Origin of the sequence: Citrobacter sp. On2M, assembly GCF_018035235.1 — a bacterium.
GTDB lineage: Bacteria > Pseudomonadota > Gammaproteobacteria > Enterobacterales > Enterobacteriaceae > Citrobacter > Citrobacter meridianamericanus.
Genome location: NZ_WPCV01000005.1, coordinates 399,773 through 421,335, shown reverse-complemented (window position 1 = coordinate 421,335; position 21,563 = coordinate 399,773). Strand labels below are relative to the sequence as shown.

General features: G+C 52.1%; 20 protein-coding genes and 1 pseudogene. 13 read left to right on the top strand and 8 right to left on the bottom strand.

Going from position 1 to position 21,563, the window contains the following annotated elements:
- Positions 1 to 42: 42 nt before the first annotated feature.
- Both galP and metK read right to left on the bottom strand, forming a co-directional pair.
- Positions 43 to 1,437, bottom strand: a complete 1,395-nt coding sequence (gene galP / locus On2M_RS19945; RefSeq protein ID WP_151218351.1) for a galactose/proton symporter — start codon at positions 1,435 to 1,437, stop codon at positions 43 to 45.
- Between the two features lie 399 nt (positions 1,438 to 1,836).
- A complete protein-coding gene (gene metK / locus On2M_RS19940) occupies positions 1,837 to 2,991 on the bottom strand; it encodes a methionine adenosyltransferase (RefSeq protein ID WP_151218350.1) in 1,155 nt (384 codons plus the stop codon).
- 539 nt (positions 2,992 to 3,530) lie between these two features.
- On the opposite strand from metK, the pseudogene On2M_RS24375 reads away from it, so the two are divergent.
- The 4 genes and pseudogenes from On2M_RS24375 to speB form a co-directional block, all read left to right on the top strand.
- A pseudogene (locus On2M_RS24375) lies at positions 3,531 to 3,632 on the top strand (hypothetical protein); the annotation flags it as partial.
- 258 nt (positions 3,633 to 3,890) lie between these two features.
- Entirely contained in the window at positions 3,891 to 4,022 is a 132-nt protein-coding gene (gene yqgB, locus On2M_RS19930; protein WP_151218349.1) for an acid stress response protein YqgB, read from the top strand.
- A gap of 8 nt (positions 4,023 to 4,030) precedes the next feature.
- Positions 4,031 to 6,007 carry a biosynthetic arginine decarboxylase gene (gene speA, locus On2M_RS19925; RefSeq protein WP_151218348.1) on the top strand — a complete coding sequence of 659 codons (1,977 nt, stop codon included), beginning with the start codon at positions 4,031 to 4,033 and terminating at the stop codon, positions 6,005 to 6,007.
- Between the two features lie 237 nt (positions 6,008 to 6,244).
- Positions 6,245 to 7,165 carry an agmatinase gene (gene speB / locus On2M_RS19920; protein ID WP_003027056.1) on the top strand — a complete coding sequence of 307 codons (921 nt, stop codon included), beginning with the start codon at positions 6,245 to 6,247 and terminating at the stop codon, positions 7,163 to 7,165.
- Positions 7,166 to 7,219: 54 nt separating this feature from the next.
- Here speB and On2M_RS19915 read toward each other — a convergent pair whose 3' ends face one another.
- On the bottom strand, positions 7,220 to 7,978 hold the full coding sequence (locus On2M_RS19915; protein ID WP_151218347.1) for a M48 family metallopeptidase: 759 nt from the start codon (positions 7,976 to 7,978) through the stop codon (positions 7,220 to 7,222).
- Between the two features lie 279 nt (positions 7,979 to 8,257).
- On the opposite strand from On2M_RS19915, the gene tkt reads away from it, so the two are divergent.
- From tkt to On2M_RS19880, 7 genes are all read left to right on the top strand, one after another.
- Positions 8,258 to 10,249 (top strand): transketolase, encoded by a 1,992-nt coding sequence (gene tkt, locus On2M_RS19910; protein WP_187253181.1) that lies wholly within the window; start codon positions 8,258 to 8,260, stop codon positions 10,247 to 10,249.
- A gap of 315 nt (positions 10,250 to 10,564) precedes the next feature.
- Positions 10,565 to 11,008 carry a PTS mannitol transporter subunit IIA gene (gene cmtB / locus On2M_RS19905; RefSeq protein ID WP_151218346.1) on the top strand — a complete coding sequence of 148 codons (444 nt, stop codon included), beginning with the start codon at positions 10,565 to 10,567 and terminating at the stop codon, positions 11,006 to 11,008.
- A 27-nt stretch (positions 11,009 to 11,035) separates the two neighbouring features.
- Positions 11,036 to 12,415: a PTS mannitol transporter subunit IICB gene (locus On2M_RS19900; protein WP_151218345.1), complete on the top strand. Its 1,380-nt coding sequence runs from the start codon at positions 11,036 to 11,038 to the stop codon at positions 12,413 to 12,415.
- 24 nt (positions 12,416 to 12,439) lie between these two features.
- Positions 12,440 to 13,717, top strand: a complete 1,278-nt coding sequence (locus tag On2M_RS19895) for a zinc-binding dehydrogenase (protein ID WP_151218344.1) — start codon at positions 12,440 to 12,442, stop codon at positions 13,715 to 13,717.
- A complete protein-coding gene (gene glpX, locus On2M_RS19890; RefSeq protein WP_151218343.1) occupies positions 13,714 to 14,685 on the top strand; it encodes a class II fructose-bisphosphatase in 972 nt (323 codons plus the stop codon). The genes On2M_RS19895 and glpX overlap by 4 nt, the downstream gene beginning before the upstream one ends.
- Positions 14,686 to 14,700: 15 nt before the next feature.
- Entirely contained in the window at positions 14,701 to 15,210 is a 510-nt protein-coding gene (locus On2M_RS19885; RefSeq protein WP_210905351.1) for an MltR family transcriptional regulator, read from the top strand.
- Entirely contained in the window at positions 15,207 to 15,917 is a 711-nt protein-coding gene (locus tag On2M_RS19880; protein WP_151218342.1) for a nucleoside/nucleotide kinase family protein, read from the top strand. The genes On2M_RS19885 and On2M_RS19880 overlap by 4 nt, the downstream gene beginning before the upstream one ends.
- On the opposite strand, the gene On2M_RS19875 is transcribed toward On2M_RS19880, so the two are convergent.
- Genes On2M_RS19875 through On2M_RS19855 form a run of 5 tightly spaced genes read right to left on the bottom strand, consistent with a single transcriptional unit; the run spans position 15,874 to position 18,952 of the window.
- Positions 15,874 to 16,557 (bottom strand): ATP-binding cassette domain-containing protein, encoded by a 684-nt coding sequence (locus On2M_RS19875; protein WP_210905350.1) that lies wholly within the window; start codon positions 16,555 to 16,557, stop codon positions 15,874 to 15,876. The two genes, On2M_RS19880 and On2M_RS19875, sit on opposite strands and share 44 nt — an antisense overlap.
- The gene (locus On2M_RS19870; protein WP_210905349.1) at positions 16,551 to 17,228 is read right to left on the bottom strand and encodes an energy-coupling factor ABC transporter ATP-binding protein; all 678 of its coding nucleotides are present in this window, start codon (positions 17,226 to 17,228) and stop codon (positions 16,551 to 16,553) included. The genes On2M_RS19875 and On2M_RS19870 overlap by 7 nt, the downstream gene beginning before the upstream one ends.
- Complete coding sequence (locus tag On2M_RS19865; protein WP_210905348.1) at positions 17,216 to 17,923, bottom strand: energy-coupling factor transporter transmembrane component T; 708 nt, start codon at positions 17,921 to 17,923, stop codon at positions 17,216 to 17,218. Before On2M_RS19865 ends, On2M_RS19870 begins: the two co-directional genes overlap by 13 nt.
- Positions 17,924 to 18,502, bottom strand: a complete 579-nt coding sequence (locus On2M_RS19860; RefSeq protein WP_003027040.1) for an ECF transporter S component — start codon at positions 18,500 to 18,502, stop codon at positions 17,924 to 17,926.
- Positions 18,503 to 18,526: 24 nt separating this feature from the next.
- The gene (locus On2M_RS19855; RefSeq protein WP_187253178.1) at positions 18,527 to 18,952 is read right to left on the bottom strand and encodes a PPC domain-containing DNA-binding protein; all 426 of its coding nucleotides are present in this window, start codon (positions 18,950 to 18,952) and stop codon (positions 18,527 to 18,529) included.
- Between the two features lie 374 nt (positions 18,953 to 19,326).
- On the opposite strand from On2M_RS19855, the gene epd reads away from it, so the two are divergent.
- Together epd and pgk are read left to right on the top strand one after the other, a co-directional pair.
- The gene (epd, locus tag On2M_RS19850; RefSeq protein ID WP_003027035.1) at positions 19,327 to 20,355 is read left to right on the top strand and encodes an erythrose-4-phosphate dehydrogenase; all 1,029 of its coding nucleotides are present in this window, start codon (positions 19,327 to 19,329) and stop codon (positions 20,353 to 20,355) included.
- Between the two features lie 39 nt (positions 20,356 to 20,394).
- Positions 20,395 to 21,558: a phosphoglycerate kinase gene (gene pgk / locus On2M_RS19845; RefSeq protein ID WP_003027032.1), complete on the top strand. Its 1,164-nt coding sequence runs from the start codon at positions 20,395 to 20,397 to the stop codon at positions 21,556 to 21,558.
- The last annotated feature ends 5 nt before the right edge of the window (positions 21,559 to 21,563 follow it).

Here is a 21,563-nt window from a genome sequence, read left to right as displayed (position 1 = left end):
GCAAGAGGAAGGCTTCCCCCCGTGGGGAGGAAGCCTTAGTGATTAGTCGTGTGCGCCAATTTCGCGCAGTTTACGGCCTTTCATCAGGTTACGTTCAATGTGTTCCAGAGAGACATTTTTCGTTTCAGGGATCAGCCACAGAGTCAGGAAGATGAACAGGACGTTCAGACCACCGTAGACCCAGAAAGTGTTGGCACTGCCCAGCGAGTTCAGCATCGTCAGGAAGGTTGCACCGACGATCATATTGGCAATCCAGTTGGTTGCAGTAGAGCAGGTGATACCGAAATCGCGGCCTTTCAGCGGTTGGATTTCAGAGCACAGCACCCAAATCAGCGGACCGGCGCTCATGGCAAAGCCAACGATAAACATCAGCAGCATCAGTACAGCGAGGTATTGTGCGGCCGCCGAGTGAATGCCCACGTGCATCATTGTACCCAGCACGCCCATACCGACGGCCATGACGATAAAGCCGAGGATCAGTGTTGGTTTACGGCCCCAGCGGTCAACCAGGCCAATGGCGATAAAGGTGGCCAGCACGTTGGTCAGACCGACAATAACCGTCCCCCACATCTGCTCGGTGGTGTTGGTGTAACCCGCCAGTTCAAAGATTTTTGGCGCGTAATACATAATGACGTTCATCCCGGTGAACTGCTGCATCACCTGCAACAGAACGCCAAGGAATACCGCGCGGCGGAAGTTGCTGTTTTCTTTAAACAGCGCCCAACCGCTCTGCTTCACCTGCAGGCTTTCACGAATTTCATCCAGCTCGCGTTTGGCTTCTGCGCTGGTATCACGCAGACGCAATAGAACACGTTCAGCATCAACAAAACGACGTTTAGCCGCAAACCAGCGTGGACTGTCTGGCAGGAAGATGACGCCAATTAGCAGCAGCAGGGCAGGGATGATGATTACGCCCAGCATCCAGCGCCATGCGCCGCTGTAGCTAAACGCCGTATCGGAAAGATACGCACCTAAAATACCGATGGTGATCATCAACTGATACATAGAGATCATGCTGCCGCGAATTTTTTCCGGGGCGATTTCAGACAGGTACAACGGCGCGGTATAAGACGCAACGCCTACCGCAAGGCCGAGCAGCACGCGGGAAACCAGCAGTACTTCAACGTTTGGCGCTGCGGCGGAGAACAGTGAACCGGCAACAAACAGAATTGCGCCGATCATCAGGCTCTTTTTGCGCCCCAGTTTGAAGGAGAGCCAACCGCTGCCGACGGCACCCACAGCAGCACCGAACATCATAGAACTCACCACCCATTCCTGAGTGTGTGGGGTAATTTGGAACTCGTCGGTGATGAATGGCAAAGCTCCAGCAATAACACCGATATCCAGGCCAAAAAGTAATCCAGCCAGGGCTGCAAGAAAGCAGACAAAAAATGTCATGGCTTTGTTGGAACGCCCCGTTTTTTTATTGTCAGGCATGATGCCCTCCGGTTGGGTAGCTAGTTTTGTTGATGTTAAGGGTAGGTGAGTACGGAGTAAAAAAATGCGAATCACATCACATTAGTGTAATCGGTTACACTAATATTTATATGGGTTATTGTTTATGTATATGAAAAATAACGATATTTATTTTGCCGAAATAAAGTTAATTGCCTGAATTTAAGACAATGCTGAATTGTAATGTAACGACGATGCAATCATAGTCACAAGGAGATGTTTATTCAGTTTGGATTGAAATTCTGCGGTATGTAATCGCTTTCATTTGTTGTTTAAAACAAGGGAACTTAGCATTGTTCTGGCGATGGGGTATGGAAAAGAAAAGGACATAAAAAAGACCAGCGCGAGGCTGGTCTTCATAAGCGTTGAACTGTGGGGAAATTACTTCAGACCAGCAGCTTCACGCAGCAACTGCGCCTTGTCGGTTTTTTCCCATGGGAAATGCTCGCGACCAAAGTGGCCGTAAGCGGCAGTTTCTTTGTAAATCGGGTGCAGCAGATCCAGCATCTGAATCAGGCCATACGGACGCAGGTCGAAGAACTCGCGAACCAGCAGGGTCAGTTGCTCAGAAGGCACTTTTTCAGTACCGAACGTTTCTACCATGATCGAAGTCGGTTCAGCCACGCCGATTGCGTAAGAAACTTGAATCTCGCAGCGGTCAGCCAGACCTGCGGCGACAATGTTTTTCGCGACGTAACGGGCTGCATAGGCTGCGGAACGGTCAACTTTAGACGGATCCTTACCAGAGAATGCGCCGCCGCCATGGCGCGCCATGCCGCCGTAGGTATCAACGATGATTTTACGACCTGTCAGGCCACAGTCGCCCATTGGACCGCCGATAACGAAACGACCAGTTGGGTTGATGAAGAACTTGGTCGATGCGGTCAGCCATTCAGTCGGCAGTACCGGCTTGATGATCTCTTCCATAACGGCTTCTTGCAGCGATTTCTGATCGATGTCTTCAGAGTGCTGAGTCGACAGAACAACCGCATCAATACCGACGATTTTGCCATCGTCATACTGGAAGGTAACCTGACTTTTTGCATCCGGACGCAGCCAGGATAAGGTGCCGTTTTTACGCACTTCAGCCTGACGCTGCACCAGACGGTGAGCATAGGTAATCGGGGCTGGCATCAGTACATCGGTTTCATTGGTTGCATAACCAAACATCAGACCCTGGTCGCCTGCACCCTGCTCCAGCGGATCGGCACGGTCAACACCCTGGTTGATGTCCGGAGACTGTTTACCAATCGCGCTCAGTACCGCACAAGAGTTGGCGTCAAAGCCCATGTCGGAATGCACATAGCCAATTTCGCGAACCGTGTTACGGGTGATCTCTTCGATATCAACCCATGCGCTGGTGGTGATCTCACCGCCAACTAAAACCATACCGGTTTTGACGTAGGTTTCGCAGGCAACGCGTGCTTTCGGATCCTGCTCGAGGATTGCGTCCAGCACGGCATCAGAGATTTGGTCAGCGATTTTGTCAGGATGCCCTTCTGATACGGACTCGGACGTAAAAAGGTGTTTTGCCATATTTAATTTCACCTAAGGAGAATTTGGTTAGCTCAAACTGTCGAGTGGAATAGCCATGTGTAGAAGATTCTACCATGAGTCTGCAGATGACGGACACTGGCAGTCTGAGTGTTAATCGGTATAGATGGATTAACATCTGGACGGCTATTTTAGGACAGTTCTTCGTCTGATTTCCAGCTTTTTTTGATTGAGGTCGCATTGTACTGAAAATGTAACTGGAAATTTTTCCTGACGGTGCTGGCAATGTGCGTATTTATCTTTTGCTTTTTATGTTCCATATCGGTATAAAACGCGGCGCGCGGCTCATATCCGTCATACTTCAAGTTGCATGTGCGTTGGCTTCCTCGCTCGCCCCAGTCACTTACTCATGTAAGCTCCGGGAACTCCCTGCGTTGCCGCCTTCCCACAACTCGAATTATTTAGGATAGACAAAAGCACACGACGTTTTCATCGTGTTGCCACTTCCAGCCGGGTTAAGACGTTAGCTTTGGCTTGTGGGTTCGTTCCGTCAGGAGCAACCGTGGAGGTGATACGAGATAATGAACCGTTGTATTCTGCTGAATCTGTCGCACCGTTCTGGTGTACATATGTTCCCCGCAATCTGCATCTCTGCTTTGCATACCTGTCGATGTTATATACACAAAATCATTCATGTTGCGTCGAGGCGGCAAGTGAATGAGTCCCCTGAACGTACGAGTAGTACGTGACTGGGGCGAATGAGCGTAGCCAACAAAGAGGCTGCATGAAGGATGAAGTGTATACCCATCTCGGCGTATCTCAGGACTCAAGAGCCGGCTACGGTCACTAAGAACTGAACAAGGGCGCTCTTGGTAAACAAGAGTTTTCTCGTGGTTTCGCCGAACCGTCAGCATTAAGTTCGGTTACGTGTTTACATTGATATGAAAAAGAAACCGGTCGCACAGTCGGAGCGTCAGCACTATCTGCTGCAAATTCTGCCTGTATTTGGGTTGTTATCGCGTCTATGGATTGCGATAGTAGTCAACTGTTTTACACTTGTTAATAAAATTTGAGGTTCGCTATGTCTGACGACATTTCTTTGGGTTCGCCTTCGTCAGCAGGCGAACACGGTGTACTACGCTCCATGCAGGAGGTTGCAATGAGTTCCGAGGAAGCCAGCAAGATGCTGCGTACTTACAATATTGCCTGGTGGGGTAATAACTACTATGACGTCAATGAGCTGGGCCACATCAGCGTGTGCCCGGATCCGGACGTACCAGAAGCGCGCGTTGACCTTGCTGAGTTGGTGAAAGCCCGTGAAGCGCAGGGGCAGCGTCTGCCTGCATTATTCTGCTTCCCGCAGATCCTGCAACACCGTCTGCGTTCGATTAACGCGGCGTTTAAACGCGCCCGTGAATCTTATGGCTACAACGGCGACTATTTTCTCGTTTACCCGATCAAGGTCAACCAGCACCGTCGCGTGATTGAATCGCTGATCCACTCCGGCGAACCGCTGGGGCTGGAAGCTGGTTCCAAAGCTGAATTGATGGCCGTTTTGGCCCATGCCGGAATGACCCGTAGCGTGATCGTGTGTAACGGCTATAAAGACCGCGAATACATCCGTCTGGCGTTGATTGGCGAGAAAATGGGCCATAAGGTCTATCTGGTCATCGAGAAAATGTCTGAAATCGCTATCGTGCTGGATGAAGCTGAACGTCTGAATGTGGTTCCGCGTCTGGGTGTGCGTGCGCGTCTGGCGTCGCAGGGATCCGGCAAGTGGCAGTCCTCTGGCGGCGAAAAATCAAAATTCGGCCTGGCGGCAAACCAGGTGCTGCAGTTGGTGGAAATTCTGCGCGAGCGCGGTCGTCTGGACAGCATTCAGTTGCTGCACTTCCACCTCGGCTCCCAGATGGCGAACATTCGTGATATCGCCACCGGCGTACGTGAATCAGCGCGTTTCTACGTTGAGCTGCACAAGCTGGGCGTGAATATCCAGTGCTTCGACGTAGGCGGTGGTCTGGGCGTGGACTACGAAGGTACCCGTTCTCAGTCTGACTGCTCTGTTAACTACGGCCTGAACGAATACGCGAATAATATCATTTGGGCCATTGGCGATGCCTGTGAAGAGCATGGTCTGCCGCATCCGACGGTAATCACCGAGTCTGGTCGTGCGGTAACCGCGCACCATACCGTGCTGGTATCTAACATCATTGGTGTTGAGCGTAGCGAACACTCCGAAGCCACGCCGCCGGCTGACGATGCGCCGCGTGCCCTGCAAAGCATGTGGGAAACCTGGCAAGAGATGCATGAGCCGGGGACTCGCCGTTCGCTACGCGAATGGCTACACGACAGCCAGATGGATCTGCATGATATTCACGTGGGCTACTCTTCTGGCACCTTCAGCTTGCAGGAGCGTGCGTGGGCAGAGCAGCTGTATCTGAACATGTGCCATGACGTTCAGAAACAGCTCGACCCGAGCAACCGCGCGCATCGTCCGATTATCGACGAGCTGCAGGAGCGTATGGCGGATAAGATTTACGTCAACTTTTCTCTGTTCCAGTCGATGCCGGATGCATGGGGGATCGATCAGCTGTTCCCAGTACTGCCGCTCGAAGGACTGAATCAGGTGCCAGAGCGCCGTGCGGTGCTATTGGATATTACTTGTGACTCCGACGGCGCTATCGACCACTACGTCGATGGTGACGGTATTGCCACGACCATGCCGATGCCGGAATACGATCCGGAGAACCCGCCGATGCTGGGCTTCTTTATGGTGGGGGCGTACCAGGAGATCCTCGGCAACATGCACAACCTGTTCGGCGATACCGAAGCGGTTGACGTGTTCGTCTTCCCTGACGGCAGTGTGGAAGTTGAGCTTTCTGATGAAGGCGATACCGTGGCAGATATGTTGCAATACGTGCAGCTGGATCCGAACACCCTGCTGACGCAGTTCCGTGATCAGGTGAAAAAAACCGATCTGGATGCTGAGCTGCAACAGCAATTCCTCGAAGAGTTTGAAGCCGGTCTGTACGGTTATACTTATCTGGAAGATGAGTAACGATAAATGTCAGGTGGCGCTGCGCTTACCGTTCCTACGAAAGTAGGCCGGATAAGGCGAAGCCGCCATCCGGCAGTCGGAATCCGCGGGGGCAGCATTTGTGGCACTCACTTGAATCCGTACAAAATAACGGCGATAATTTGCCGTAAATATGCAGTTACCAAATCAATCCCTTCCTCGTCGGGCTTAACGACGCGGAGGGGATTTTTTTTCATCGATTTTTAAAGAGGTCAGTACATGAGCACCTTAGGTCATCAATACGACAACTCCCTGGTTTCTAACGCCTTTGGTTTTTTACGTCTGCCGATGAACTTCATGCCGTACGATAGCGACGCCGACTGGGTGATCACCGGTGTACCGTTTGATATGGCAACGTCTGGTCGTGCGGGCGGGCGTCATGGTCCGGCGGCAATCCGTCAGGTGTCCACTAACCTGGCCTGGGAGCACAACCGCTTCCCGTGGAACTTCGATATGCGCGAGCGCCTGAACGTGGTGGACTGCGGCGATCTGGTTTATGCGTTCGGGGATGCGCGTGAAATGAGTGAAAAACTGCAGGCGCATGCTGAGAAGCTGCTGTCTGCCGGTAAGCGCATGCTCTCCTTTGGCGGCGACCACTTTGTCACGCTGCCGCTGCTGCGCGCGCACGCCAAGCACTTTGGTAAAATGGCGCTGGTACACTTTGATGCCCACACCGACACCTACGCGAACGGCTGCGAATTCGACCACGGCACGATGTTCTATACTGCGCCGAACGAAGGTTTGATCGATCCGAATCACTCTGTGCAGATCGGTATTCGTACCGAGTTCGACAAAGATAATGGTTTTACCGTGCTGGATGCGTGCCAGGTTAACGACCGCAGCGTTGATGACATTATCGCCCAGGTTAAGCAGATTGTCGGTGATATGCCAGTGTATCTGACTTTTGATATCGACTGCCTGGATCCGGCGTTTGCACCCGGAACCGGTACGCCAGTGATCGGTGGTCTGACTTCCGATCGTGCAATTAAACTGGTACGTGGTCTGAAAGATCTGAACATCGTCGGGATGGATGTTGTTGAAGTGGCTCCGGCCTACGACCAGTCAGAGATCACCGCACTGGCGGCTGCTACGTTAGCGTTGGAGATGCTGTATATCCAGGCGGCGAAAAAAGGCGAGTAAGCTGTTTTTTGCCGGATGGCGGCGTTTGCGCCGCCATCCGGCACTGTTAACAGATTATTTGATCCCGTCTGCGCTCATGCGATCGCGAATATGTTGCGCACGTTCTGCGGATGCCGGGTGATCGTCAAACATTGAGCTTTGGCGTCCTGCTTCCAGTTTTGCCAGTTTCTCAAAGCTGGTGGCTAAGCCGGCTGGATTGATCCCACGTTTGCGCAACAAATCATACGAGTAATCATCCGCTTCGGACTCCTGGCGCTGGGAGAACTGTGAGTTCACCAGCTTTTCGCCGATATCGCCCAATTGCGACTGCGACAGGCTGCCGACAATACCGCCAGCGGAAGCCGCTGCTGCCCGCACGGCGTTCGTACCCAGCGCAACCTGCATCCCTTTTTTCACGTGACCCAGCGCAACGTGGCCCATTTCGTGGCCGATCACCGCTTCGACTTCGTTGTCGGTCATCATATCCATCAGGCCGCTGTATACGCGGATACAGCCGTTCGCCATGGCAAAGGCATTCACATCTTTCGCCATATACACTTTGTAGTTCACCGGCTGACCGTTAATGTTATCGCCAAGCGCGGCGGCTATTTTGCCAAGACGCGTAGCGTACTCGCTGCCGCTCGGAGCGATAGTAGCCTTGCTGTCCATATCTTTACAGGCCTGATCGCTCAGCGCTTTTACCTGAGCATCGCTCAGACTGTAGGCCTGAAAAGCCTCCGCGCCCGAAGAAAGCAGCCCGTTTGAGTCCATGTTCTGGCAGCCGGTCAAAGCCGCTGCCATGCTCGTAGCAAGCAGTAAAGCGCGAATTTTCATTTTTTCTCTTCCGCACAAGGTCAGGATTATTCTAAAAAATGCGTCGTTTACAGGTGAACCGACGCTCGGCCTAAGTATAAAGAAAAGAACAATAAGCGGGCGAGAAGATTGCGCAACTTTCACGCATGATCCAGAGATTTCTGAAGCGGTAAAAGGATGCTCCATGTACATGACACGCGGCTTGGGTTACATTGTTGGCACTTTTTTCCGGCGTAGCCCAAAACGCGCTGTCGTCAAGTCGTTTAGGGCGTGGCCTTCATTATCCGATCTGGAGTCAAAATGTCCTCACGTAAAGAGCTTGCCAATGCTATTCGTGCGCTGAGCATGGACGCAGTACAGAAAGCCAAATCCGGTCACCCGGGTGCCCCGATGGGTATGGCTGACATTGCCGAAGTCCTGTGGCGTGATTTCCTGAACCACAACCCGACTAACCCGTCCTGGGCTGACCGTGACCGCTTCGTGCTGTCTAACGGCCACGGTTCAATGCTGATTTACAGCCTGCTGCACCTCACCGGCTACGATCTGCCGATGTCCGAGCTGCAGAACTTCCGTCAGCTGCACTCCAAAACGCCGGGCCACCCGGAAGTGGGTTACACCGCGGGTGTTGAAACCACGACCGGTCCTCTGGGTCAGGGCATTGCGAATGCAGTGGGTATGGCTATCGCTGAAAAAACGCTGGCGGCGCAGTTTAACCGTCCTGGTCACGATATCGTTGATCACTTCACTTATGCTTTCATGGGCGACGGCTGCATGATGGAAGGTATCTCTCACGAGGTATGTTCCCTGGCCGGTACGCTGAAGCTGGGTAAACTGGTTGCGTTCTATGATGACAACGGCATCTCTATCGATGGTCACGTTGAAGGCTGGTTCACCGATGACACCGCGAAGCGTTTCGAAGCTTACGGCTGGCACGTGGTTCGTGGCGTAGATGGTCACGATGCTGACGCGATTAAACGCGCAGTTGAAGAAGCTCGCGCAGTAACCGACAAACCATCCCTGCTGATGTGCAAAACCATCATCGGTTTCGGTTCCCCGAACAAAGCCGGTACTCACGACTCTCACGGTGCGCCGCTGGGTGATGCAGAAATCGCGCTGACCCGTGAACAGCTGGGCTGGAAATACGCGCCGTTCGAAATCCCGTCTGAAATCTACGCGCAGTGGGATGCGAAAGAAGCCGGCCAGGCAAAAGAAGCCGCATGGAACGAGAAGTTCGCTGCTTATGCCAAAGCTTTCCCGCAGGAAGCTGCTGAATTCACCCGTCGTATGAAAGGTGAAATGCCGTCTGATTTCGACGCGAAAGCCAACGAGTTCATTGCTAAGCTGCAGGCTAACCCGGCGAAAATCGCCAGCCGTAAAGCGTCTCAGAACGCGATTGAAGCCTTCGGTCCATGGCTTCCTGAATTCCTCGGCGGCTCCGCTGACCTCGCGCCATCTAACCTGACTCTGTGGTCTGGTTCTAAGGCCATCAACGAAGATACCGCCGGTAACTACATCCATTACGGTGTACGTGAATTCGGTATGACCGCTATCGCAAACGGCATTTCCCTGCACGGTGGTTTCCTGCCGTACACCTCCACCTTCCTGATGTTCGTGGAATATGCTCGTAACGCGGTGCGTATGGCTGCGCTGATGAAACAGCGTCAGGTGATGGTCTACACCCACGACTCCATCGGTCTGGGTGAAGATGGCCCGACTCACCAGCCGGTAGAGCAGGTTGCTTCTCTGCGTGTGACTCCGAACATGAGCACATGGCGTCCGTGTGATCAGGTTGAATCCGCAGTGGCGTGGAAATACGGCGTTGAGCGTCAGGACGGCCCGACTGCGCTGATCCTCTCCCGCCAGAACCTGGCACAGCAGGAACGTACCGCAGAGCAACTGGCGAATATCGCTCGCGGTGGCTACGTGCTGAAAGATTGCGCGGGCCAGCCGGAGCTGATCTTCATCGCCACCGGTTCTGAAGTTGAACTGGCTGTTGCGGCATGGGAGAAACTGACTGCCGAAGGTGTGAAGGCGCGTGTGGTCTCCATGCCGTCTACCGATGCGTTCGACAAACAGGATGCCGCCTACCGCGAATCCGTACTGCCGAAAGCCGTTTCTGCTCGCGTCGCTATCGAGGCTGGCATTGCGGACTACTGGTTCAAATACGTGGGCCTGAACGGTGCCATCGTCGGGATGACTACTTTTGGTGAGTCTGCACCGGCAGAACTGCTGTTTGAAGAATTCGGCTTCACCGTAGACAACGTGGTCGCGAAAGCAAAAGAACTGCTGTAACTTCGATTACAGGTGAAAACGGGTCGCTCAGGCGGCCCGTTTTTTAATCGGATTAAATTTAATTTCCTCTGTGCAACTCCCCGTTGTGGATCTGAGTCACAAATATGATATTTAGTGTTATTTGGAATTTGCAATGCATATCACATAATTAATGTTGCATTTTGTTTTTATATTCTCAACTAACTGTTTTTAAAGGCTTCACAAAAAGACATTCCGCGCTGCACGTATTTTCCCCCTCGATTGATTTCATTTTGCCGTACGCGTATTTTATTTTTAACGTTAACTCGTACCCTAAAAATAAAATAAGGAAAATGTATGCGGCTGATTGATTACTTTCCCGAATCATCTATTTCAATAAAAGATTCAGCAAAGAACTGGCAGGAGGCAATTGACTTTTCTATGTCGTCCTTGCTCGCCAATCATTATGTCAATTCAAATTATATTCAGGCGATCAAAGACTCAACGATTAACAATGGTCCTTATTATATTTTAGCGCCTGGTGTCGCTATGCCACACGCTCGTCCGGAATGTGGTGCGTTAAAAACCGGAATGTCATTAACGCTTCTCAAACAGGAAGTGAAATTTTCCGAAGAAGATGAAGGCATCAGATTATTAATCGGATTGTCGGCGGCAAATGCTGACTCTCACATTGGCGCTATTCAGGCTTTAAGTGAATTATTATGTGAAGAGGAAGCGCTAACCGCTTTGTTAGCGGCTAAATCAGAAAAACAACTGGCGGATATTATCGCCTTCGCATAATTCATCGTTTCCTTTCAGGATATTATTATGGAAAACAAGTCTGCTCGTGCCAAAGTCCAGGCTTTTGGTGGGTTTTTGACTGCAATGGTCATTCCCAACATCGGCGCATTTATTGCCTGGGGTTTTATAACCGCATTGTTTATTCCTACTGGTTGGATGCCGAATGAGCATTTCGCCAAAATTGTCGGCCCGATGATTACTTATTTACTGCCCGTCATGATTGGCTCCACCGGTGGGCATCTGGTTGGTGGGAAACGTGGCGCGGTAATGGGAGGCATTGGTTCTATTGGCGTTATTGTTGGCGCGGATATCCCGATGTTCCTTGGCGCGATGGTGATGGGGCCGCTTGGCGGTTGGGTGATTAAGCATATCGACCGCCTGCTGGAAAAACGCATCCCCGCTGGTTTCGAGATGGTTATCAATAACTTCTCTCTGGGTATTGCGGGAATGCTCTTATGTTTGCTGGGATTCGAAGTTATTGGCCCGGCGGTTCTCATTGCCAACAATTTTGTGAAGGAGTGTATTGAAGCGTTGGTTCATGCGGGTTACCTGCCGTTGCTGTCTGTAATCAATGAGCCCGCGAAAATCCTCTTTTTGAATAATGCTATCGATCAGGGTGTCTATTATCCGTTGGGAATGCAGCAAGCTTCTGAAACGGGAAAATCGATTTTCTTCATGGTGGCATCCAACCCTGGGCCGGGGTTAGGCCTGTTACTCAGCTTTGCCATTTTTGGTAAAGGGATGAGTAAAAAATCCGCGCCAGGCGCCATGATTATCCACTTCCTTGGTGGTATTCATGAACTGTATTTCCCGTATGTGCTGATGAAGCCTTTAACCCTGATTGCGATGATTGCCGGGGGAATGAGCGGGACGTGGGTATTCCACCTGTTGGACGGTGGGTTGGTTGCAGGGCCGAGCCCAGGATCAATATTTGCCTATCTGGCATTAACGCCAAAAGGTTCTTTCCTCGCGACCATTGCAGGCGTTACAGCGGGAACCATTGTTACTTTTGTGATTACCTCTGTAATCCTGAAAATGGAAAAGAGTGTAGAAACAGAAACTGAAGATGACTTCGCTGAATCAGCCAGAACCGTCAAGGCGATGAAACAGGAAGGTAAGTTCTCTTATAAAAATATTAAACGCGTTGCTTTCGTCTGTGATGCGGGAATGGGTTCCAGCGCGATGGGGGCTACAACGTTTCGTAAGCGTCTGGAGAAAGCGGGATTGAATATTAATGTAACGCACTATGCTATCGAAAACGTTCCGCAAGATGCAGATATTATTGTAACCCATGCCAGTCTTGAAGGTCGTGTTAAACGTGTGAGTGAAAAGCCATTAGTGCTGATTAAAAACTATATTGGTGATCCTCTGTTGGACGATTTATTTAAACGCATTACTGCGAACTAGCCTTCTTCTATTTTTGGAGTAAGTATGAAAACGAAAGTGGCTGCCATATATGGTAAGCAGGATATTCGGATCCGCGAATTTGAGTTGCCTGCAATTACAGATAACGAATTGTTAGTAAACGTAATATCCGATAGCGTTTGTTTATCCACATGGAAAGCGGCGGCTTTGGGGAGCGAGCATAAACGCGTGCCGGACGATCTGGAAAATCATCCGGTTATTACCGGACATGAATGTGCAGGTATCATTGTTGAGGTAGGAAAAAACCTGACGGATAAATATAAGAAAGGTCAGCGTTTTGTGTTGCAACCCGCGATGGGATTGCCAAGTGGATATTCCGCGGGATACAGCTACGAATATTTTGGCGGTAATGCGACATATATGATTATCCCGGAAGTAGCGATTAATCTGGGATGCGTTTTACCTTACCACGGCTCTTATTTTGCCGCCGCCTCATTGGCAGAACCAATGTGCTGCATTATTGGCGCGTATAACGCGAATTTTCACACCACACCTTACGTTTATGAGCATCGCATGGGGATTAAGCCAGGCGGAAGCATTGCGCTTCTGGCCTGCGCCGGGCCGATGGGTATCGGCGCAATTGATTATGCCATTAACGGCAGTATTCAGCCGTCACGTGTGGTGGTGGTCGATATTGATGAAGCACGACTGGCGCAGGCTAAAAAACTGTTGCCGGTTGAGCTGGCGGCAGAAAAAGGGATTGAACTTATCTATGTGAACACGACCGGCATGGATTCTCCGACCACGATGCTGCGTGCGTTAACTCATGACGAAGGTTTTGATGATGTCTTTGTATATGCGGCAGTACCTGCAGTCATTGAAATGGCCGATGATTTACTCGCGGAAGATGGCTGCCTGAATTTCTTTGCTGGTCCGACGGACAGCAACTTTAAAGTGCCGTTTAATTTTTACAACGTGCACTACAACAGCACTCACGTTGTCGGAACCTCTGGTGGTTCAACGGATGATATGAAGGAGGCTATTGCGCTCAGTGCAACCGGCCAGCTACAACCCTCGTTTATGGTGACGCACATTGGCGGCCTTGATGCGGTTCCGGAAACCGTATTGAATTTACCGGCAATTCCTGGCGGTAAAAAGCTGATATATAACGGCGTAACCATGCCGCTAACCGCCATTGCTGATTTTGCCGAGAAAGGGAAAACTGACCCATTATTCAAAGAGCTGGCGCTGCTGGTGGAGGAAACGCACGGCATCTGGAACGAAAAGGCAGAAAAATACCTGCTGGCACACTTCGGCGTTGATATCGGGGAGGCGGCGATATGATGTCGCTGGCATGGCCGCTATTTCGTATCACGGAGCAGGCTGCGCTGGCAGCCTGGCCGCAAACCGGGTGCGGCGATAAAAACAAGATTGATGGTCTGGCCGTGACGGCAATGCGCGAAGCATTGAACAGTGTTGCCATCCGCGGACGAATCGTCATTGGCGAAGGGGAGATTGATCGCGCCCCGATGCTGTGGATTGGTGAGGAAGTGGGAACTGGCGCTGGACCTGAGGTCGATATTGCCGTCGATCCTATTGAAGGCACGCGAATGGTGGCGATGGGGCAATGCAATGCGCTGGCTGTCATGGCGTTTGCCCCTCGCGGCAGTTTGTTACACGCCCCTGATATGTACATGAAAAAACTGGTTGTTAATCGGTATGCAAAAGGGGCGATTAATCTGGCGCTGCCGTTGGCAGACAATCTGCGCAATGTGGCTGAGGTGTTGGACAAACCGCTGGAGCGACTGCGGATGGTGACGCTGGATAAACCGCGTCTTCAACCGGCGATTGCCGAAGCGACAAGACTTGGCGTCAAAGTCTTTGCGCTGCCCGACGGCGATGTAGCCGCAAGCGTGTTGGCCTGTATGCAGGAAAATCCCTATGACCTGATGTATACCATTGGGGGGGCACCTGAAGGGGTTATTTCAGCTTGTGCAGTTAAAGCGCTGGGGGGCGACATGCAGGCTGAACTGATTGATTTTTGCGCGGCGAAAGGAGATAGCGCAGATAATCGTCTGATTGCGGCACAGGAACGTCAGCGCTGCATGGAAATGGGCGTCGAGATTAACCGTATCTATGCGCTCGACGAACTGGTAGGGGGAAATAAGATCCTCTTCAGCGCGACGGGGGTCACGGGCGGCGATCTTGTGAAAGGGATCCAACAGGTTGCGAATGGTGTGCGCACGCAAACTTTACTGATCGGCGGCGCGGATCGAACGTGTAATATAATAGACTCTCTGCATTCATGGTGATTTATCGGATAACTAATGACGACGCTGACAGAAGACGATGTGCTTGAGCAACTGGATGCTCAAAATAATTTACTTTCGTTTATGACGACGGCACATAACATTTTGCTCCAGAGCATTAAGCGCTTTCTGCCGTCGCTGTTCGTTAATAACGATGAAGAGATCGTGGAATATGCAGTGAAGCCGTTGCTCGCTCAGAGTGGACCGCTTGACGATATCGACGTTGCGTTACGTCTGATTTATGCGCTGGGAAAAATGGATAAATGGCTTTATGCCGACATCACCCATTTTTCCCAGTTTTATCAGTACCTGAACGAGCAGGATAATATTCCCGGTTTTGCCGATGACATCACCTGGGATTTTGTCAGCAACGTGAACAGTATTACCCGCAACGCAACGCTGTACGGCGCGCTGGAGTCAATGAAATTTGCCGACTTTGCTGCGTGGTCCGAGGTGCGCTTTAGCGCAATGGTCAAGACGGCAATGACGCTGGCGGTGACGGCGATTTTAAAGGAATTAACGCCGTGAAAATCGAACTAACGGTGAATGGGCTCCAGGTTGAAGCACATTACCATGATGATGAGATAGAGAACGTCCACAAACCGTTATTACAGCAACTGGCAAAAATACAGGCCGCTAATCCGCAGCGACGTACGATAGTTTTTCTCTGCGCGCCACCGGGTACGGGTAAATCGACGCTGACTACCTTCTGGGAATATCTCTGCGCTCAGGATCCTTGTCTGCCGGAGATCCAGACGCTGCCGATGGATGGCTTCCATCACTACAACAGCTGGCTGGATGCCCATAACCTGCGGGCATACAAAGGTGCGCCGGAAACCTTTGATGTGGATAAGCTTGCGCAGAATCTACGCCAGATAAGGGAAGGGGAAGGCTTCTGGCCGCAATACGATAGGCAAAAGCACGATCCGGTCGAAGAGGCCATACGGGTGACTGCGCCGATGGTGATTGTGGAGGGAAACTGGTTATTGCGCAATGATGACAGATGGCGAGCGTTAGCCGAGTTTTGTGATTACTCGTTGTTTATTCGCGCTCCAGCCAATGCGCTGCGTACGCGACTGGTAGGCCGTAAACTGGCTGGCGGACTCTCACAAGCTGACGCTGAGGCATTTTATGAGCGTACCGACGGACCGAATGTTCGTCGGGTGCTGGAAGATAGCCTGCCAGCAGATCTTATGCTGGAGATGTCGCTTGAGGGCGCATATCGGACGGCGTGAGATTTTTGTTGTGTAGCCGTACTACGCGCGAAAAATGGCGCTGCGTAAATGCAGCGTCATGACTGATCGCTACAACGCTGGCACCACGAGCACGACACACTGCCAGCCAGTTTTCGAAGACGCCAAGCCAGTGCGCATCAAAGTCCCGGCTGGGCTCATCCAGCAGTAGAATAGTGGGGGCGAGGGCTTCCAGGCTGGCGACGGCAACCATGCGTCGTTGTGCAGTATGCAGATCGAGCGGGTGCACGCCGGCGACATCCTCTAACTGACATAATCGCAGCGCCGCCATTGTGCGTTGCGCAATTTCAGTCGCCGGAAGCTTCTGTAGCCGTAATCCGAATGCGACTTCCTCTGCAACCTTGCTGTGAAAAATTTGATTCTCCGCCTCCTGAAACAATACGCCGAGCACCCTGGCACGCTCCCGATTTTTCAGTTGCGCAATCGCGCGATTCTGCACGGTTATTGTGCCGGATGAAGGCGTCAGTAGCCCGGCCATGATGCGCAGAAGCGTGGATTTTCCTGCCCCATTATCGCCCGTTAGCGCCAGCCATTCACCCTCCTGGAGTTCCAGCGAAATATTGTGTAAGCAGTCATCGGTGGCGTTCGGCCAGCGAAAACTGACCTGGTCTAGCGTTAGCATAGTGGTGACAATGCTCCGTCGCGCAGCTGCCATGCCTGCTGGCAGTAGCTGAGAAAAGGTGAAGGGTTGCGTTCGAAAAGTATTACCAAAGCATGTCGTTCCTGTGCCCATTGTTGCAGTCGCGCCAGCAGCATTGCCGTGGCTTGCGCCGTCAGGCGGCTGAACGCTTCATCCAGAATCAATATTTTCGGCTGCATGGCGAGTGCGCTGGCAATGACTACCCGTTGGGTTTCCCCGCCGGAAAGGGTACCGGGATGACGATGGCGCAGGGGCTGACATTCTGTCAGCGTCAGGGCGGCATCTATGCGCTGCATAATTTCAACCTCAGTAAGGCAGAGATTTTCCGGGCCAAATGCCACTTCTTCCTCCACGCTGAAAGTACAACCTGAAAGCTGCAGGTAAGGTGACTGCTGCACAAGCTGGATGGTACTCGACTGCTCGACCAGCGACAGTTGCCCGATGGGATTACCCAGGAGCGTGCCTGTGCCTTCAATATTTCCCGGAAGGAAATCGGGGTACCAGCCAGCCATCAGCTGCGCCAGTGTGCTTTTCCCGCTGCCGTTCTCGCCAAAAACAGCCACCATACACGGTCTGGCGTAATGGAAGTCGTAACAGACGGATGGCCGCATAGCGTGCGTTGGAATATAGCGAAACTGCTCTAACGTAACCATATCCAGACTCCGGTCTCAACCGCCATCAGAACTGCCATGCCGTAGCGGGCCAGACGTTGTAAGGTGCTGTCTGGCGGCGCCCAAAGCGTGGTGCGAGTGCGATGCAGGCGAAATCCCCGCATATCGAGCGCTGCACCGCGAACGGCCAGGTCATTGAGCGCGTTATGGGTAAGCGGCACAATCAATGCCGGTATGGCGCGTAAACGCTGGTACCAGGACTCATCCAGCGGTACGCCGCGTGCGCGCTGAGCCTCATGAATTATTGCCAGCTGTCGTTTGAGTTGTTCAACCACCAGCAGCGGGCCAGCAAACAGGTAGGCAACGCCTGGTGGCAGACGGGAAGCGAACAGAGCACGCATAAAGCGCGAAACCGGTACGTACTGCATCCATATCTGCGATGTCGACACAATGGCCAGGATCCTCAGCCAGAGCGTAACGGCATTGGCCCAGCGCTCTGGCGTGCGTGGCTGTCCGCTAATCCACTCGGTAAGCCATCCGCCGTGTACCAGCCATAGCCCCAGCCCTAAGGGGATCATCAGCCAAAGTACGTATTTCGCTCGCGACCGCGTAGCCTTCATACATAACAAACTGACGAACGTCGCGGCGCCGTACAAGCTGAGCGGCACTCCGGCTGGCAGCAGGAGCGTGGAGCAGGCGGCAAGCGCCCACAGAGTTAACGACGTAAACGGATGCATTTAGCGCACGGCAGACATCGTAGGGAAATGACGCGTGGTGCGCAGCGGAAGTTGTCGCAGCAGCACCCAGACGATGATTGCCGTGAGGATTTTATCGACCAGATTCGCTCCGATGACGGTGATGGCGACGGACTCCACCAGGTTCTGACCGACCGAGTGCATCCAGGCAACAAAAAGATCGGCACCGCTGCCAGTGACGCCGCCAAACAGGGTCGTGCGAATCGGCACGGCAACGAGGGTCACTGCAAGTGTGATGATCACGCCGCTGACCACGACTTTGGGTAAGGTGCGAAACCATCCAGCCCGTGCCAGCCAACCGGCAACCAGTCCAATAACCATCGCCACAGGCGCGAAGGCGGCGGCAATAGGATCGGTCAAAAGCCCCCATAACAGGTTAGTGAGTAATCCGGTTAGCATCCCCACGACCGGGCCTAACAGCACCGCGCTGATCAACGTGCCAATCGAGTCGAGAAAAATAGGCAATTTCAACATGCTGATGAGTTGCCCGCCGACCATGTTGATGGCGATAGCAATGACAATAAGTACCAGAGACTGGCTGGAAAATTGGCGACGCGCCATAGAAGACCTCGAATAAGTGAAGCGTTAGCGGGATGAAATAACCAGTTCGTCATAACCGGAGACGGCGCAGGGCTGTCGGCTGAATGCCAGAGACGCCAACTCGCCAATCACCAGTTCCAGCGTGGTTCGCACGGTACAACCCGGCATCATGTGTCCGCCCAGCATCGCGCCGTGCTGGTCGGCAATCGCCAGATGGAGATGCTCGCCGGTAAGTTCCAGCGTGCCGTTCAGAGAGATAATTTCCCACGTCCCCGTGTGTAAGGTGGTTTCTTCACATCCGGCGAAGCGCAGAGCAACGTTGGTCAAACTGCCGGTGCAACCCGCTATCCAGGCTGCCTGTAGTTGATGTTGCTGGATAAACGCATGTAGCGCTGAAAAGACTTCCTCGCCGGGTAGTAAACGCAGCGCATGAAAGCGAGCTTCAGATGGTTGGGAATAGAATGTTGTCATAGTTGAGGAACTCCGAGACTCGGACGTAGCGCTGATAATATAGACGCGGGTTAAGGCGCTTTCTGATATAAATCAGGATTTGTGACATGGCAATGAAATAATCTTGCTACGGTTATTCGTAATTCTGGAATATGGAATAAAAGTCGCGTTGAAGGACGTTAAAATGTGACGTAAGTCAGATAACTGTGTTCTGTTGCTGGACAATCATTCCTTTTATTCCGCGTTTCGCTTATTCTAGCTGAAGCGTTTCAGTCGATTAAATGTTCGACAATTAACCAATTAGTCGCAGTTTGCGACAGGTAAGGTTTCCCTGAGCGATTTGCTGCATTACTCTGTCTGCCACATCGTTTCTGAGAAATCCTTGCAGGAGACCTATGACCGTACGCGTAGCGATTAATGGTTTCGGTCGCATCGGACGCAACGTGGTTCGTGCTTTGTATGAATCCGGGCGTCGGGCGGAAATCACCGTGGTGGCAATCAACGAACTGGCGGATGCTGCAGGCATGGCGCATTTGTTGAAATATGACACCAGCCATGGGCGTTTTGCCTGGGATGTTCGTCAGGAACGAGACCAGCTCATCGTTGGCGATGATGCGATCCGCATTCTGCATGAGCGAACGCTCGATGCGCTTCCATGGCGCGAACTGGGTGTCGACGTTGTGCTGGATTGTACGGGGGTCTTCGGCAGTCGCGAACACGGAGAGGCGCATATTGCCGCCGGCGCAAAGAAAGTGCTCTTTTCACATCCTGGTAGTCACGACATCGACGCAACCGTTGTGTTTGGCGTTAATCAGGATCAGCTGCGCGCTGAGCACCGGATCGTTTCCAATGCCTCCTGCACCACGAATTGTATAATACCCGTCATTAAATTGCTGGATGATGCTTACGGCATTGAGTCTGGTACCGTCACCACGATCCACTCCGCGATGCACGATCAGCAGGTTATTGATGCTTATCATCCTGACTTGCGTCGCACACGAGCGGCCAGTCAGTCGATCATTCCGGTTGATACTAAACTGGCGGCGGGCATCACGAGAATTTTCCCGCAGTTTAACGATCGTTTTGAAGCGATTGCGGTGCGTGTACCAACCATAAATGTGACGGCGATCGACTTAAGCGTGACGGTGAAAAAACCAGTAAAAGCCAGTGAAGTCAACCAGTTGCTGCAAAAAGCAGCACAGGGTGCATTTCATGGTATAGTTGACTATACGGAATTACCGTTGGTCTCTGTAGATTTTAACCACGACCCGCACAGCGCCATCGTTGATGGTACGCAAACGCGCGTGAGTGGCGCTCACCTGATCAAAACGCTGGTCTGGTGTGATAATGAATGGGGCTTTGCTAACCGTATGCTCGACACGACGTTAGCGATGGCTGCTATTGGTTTCAGGCTCGACGCTTGAGCGTCGACAAAACTTTATGAATCAACGAGAGGATTCACCATGTCTGTAATTAAGATGACCGATCTGGATCTGGCTGGTAAACGCGTTTTTATCCGTGCGGACCTGAACGTACCAGTTAAAGAAGGGAAAGTAACCAGCGATGCACGTATTCGTGCTTCCCTGCCGACCATCGAACTGGCCCTGAAACAGGGTGCTAAAGTGATGGTAACTTCCCACCTGGGTCGTCCTACCGAAGGCGAGTACAACGAAGAATTCTCTCTGCTGCCGGTTGTTAACTACCTGAAAGACAAACTGTCTGCTCCGGTTCGCCTGGTAAAAGATTACCTGGACGGCGTTGAAGTCGCTGCCGGTGAACTGGTTGTTCTGGAAAACGTTCGCTTTAACAAAGGCGAGAAGAAAGACGACGAAGCACTGTCCAAAAAATATGCTGCTCTGTGCGACGTATTCGTTATGGATGCTTTCGGTACCGCTCACCGTGCGCAGGCGTCTACTCACGGTATCGGTAAATTCGCCGATGTAGCTTGTGCAGGTCCGCTGTTGGCTGCCGAGCTGGATGCACTGGGTAAAGCGCTGAAAGAACCTGCTCGTCCGATGGTTGCTATCGTTGGTGGTTCTAAAGTTTCTACCAAACTGACCGTTCTGGACTCCCTGTCAAAAATCGCTGACCAGCTGATTGTTGGCGGTGGTATCGCGAACACCTTCGTTGCTGCTCAAGGCCACAACGTGGGCAAATCTCTGTACGAAGCAGATCTCGTTGACGAAGCTAAGCGTCTGCTGACCACTTGCGACATTCCGGTTCCGACCGACGTTCGCGTAGCGACTGAATTCTCTGAAACCGCACCGGCTACTCTGAAATCCGTTAGCGACGTTAAAGAAGACGAACAGATCCTGGACATCGGCGACGCTTCTGCACAGCAGTTGGCTGACATCCTGAAGAATGCGAAAACCATTCTGTGGAACGGCCCGGTTGGCGTGTTCGAATTCCCGAACTTCCGCAAAGGTACTGAAATCGTTGCTAATGCCATCGCAGACAGCGAAGCGTTCTCTATCGCAGGCGGCGGTGACACCCTGGCAGCAATCGACCTGTTCGGCATTGCTGACAAAATCTCCTACATCTCTACTGGCGGCGGCGCATTCCTCGAATTCGTCGAAGGTAAAGTACTGCCAGCAGTAGCCATGCTCGAAGAGCGTGCTAAAAAGTAAGAATT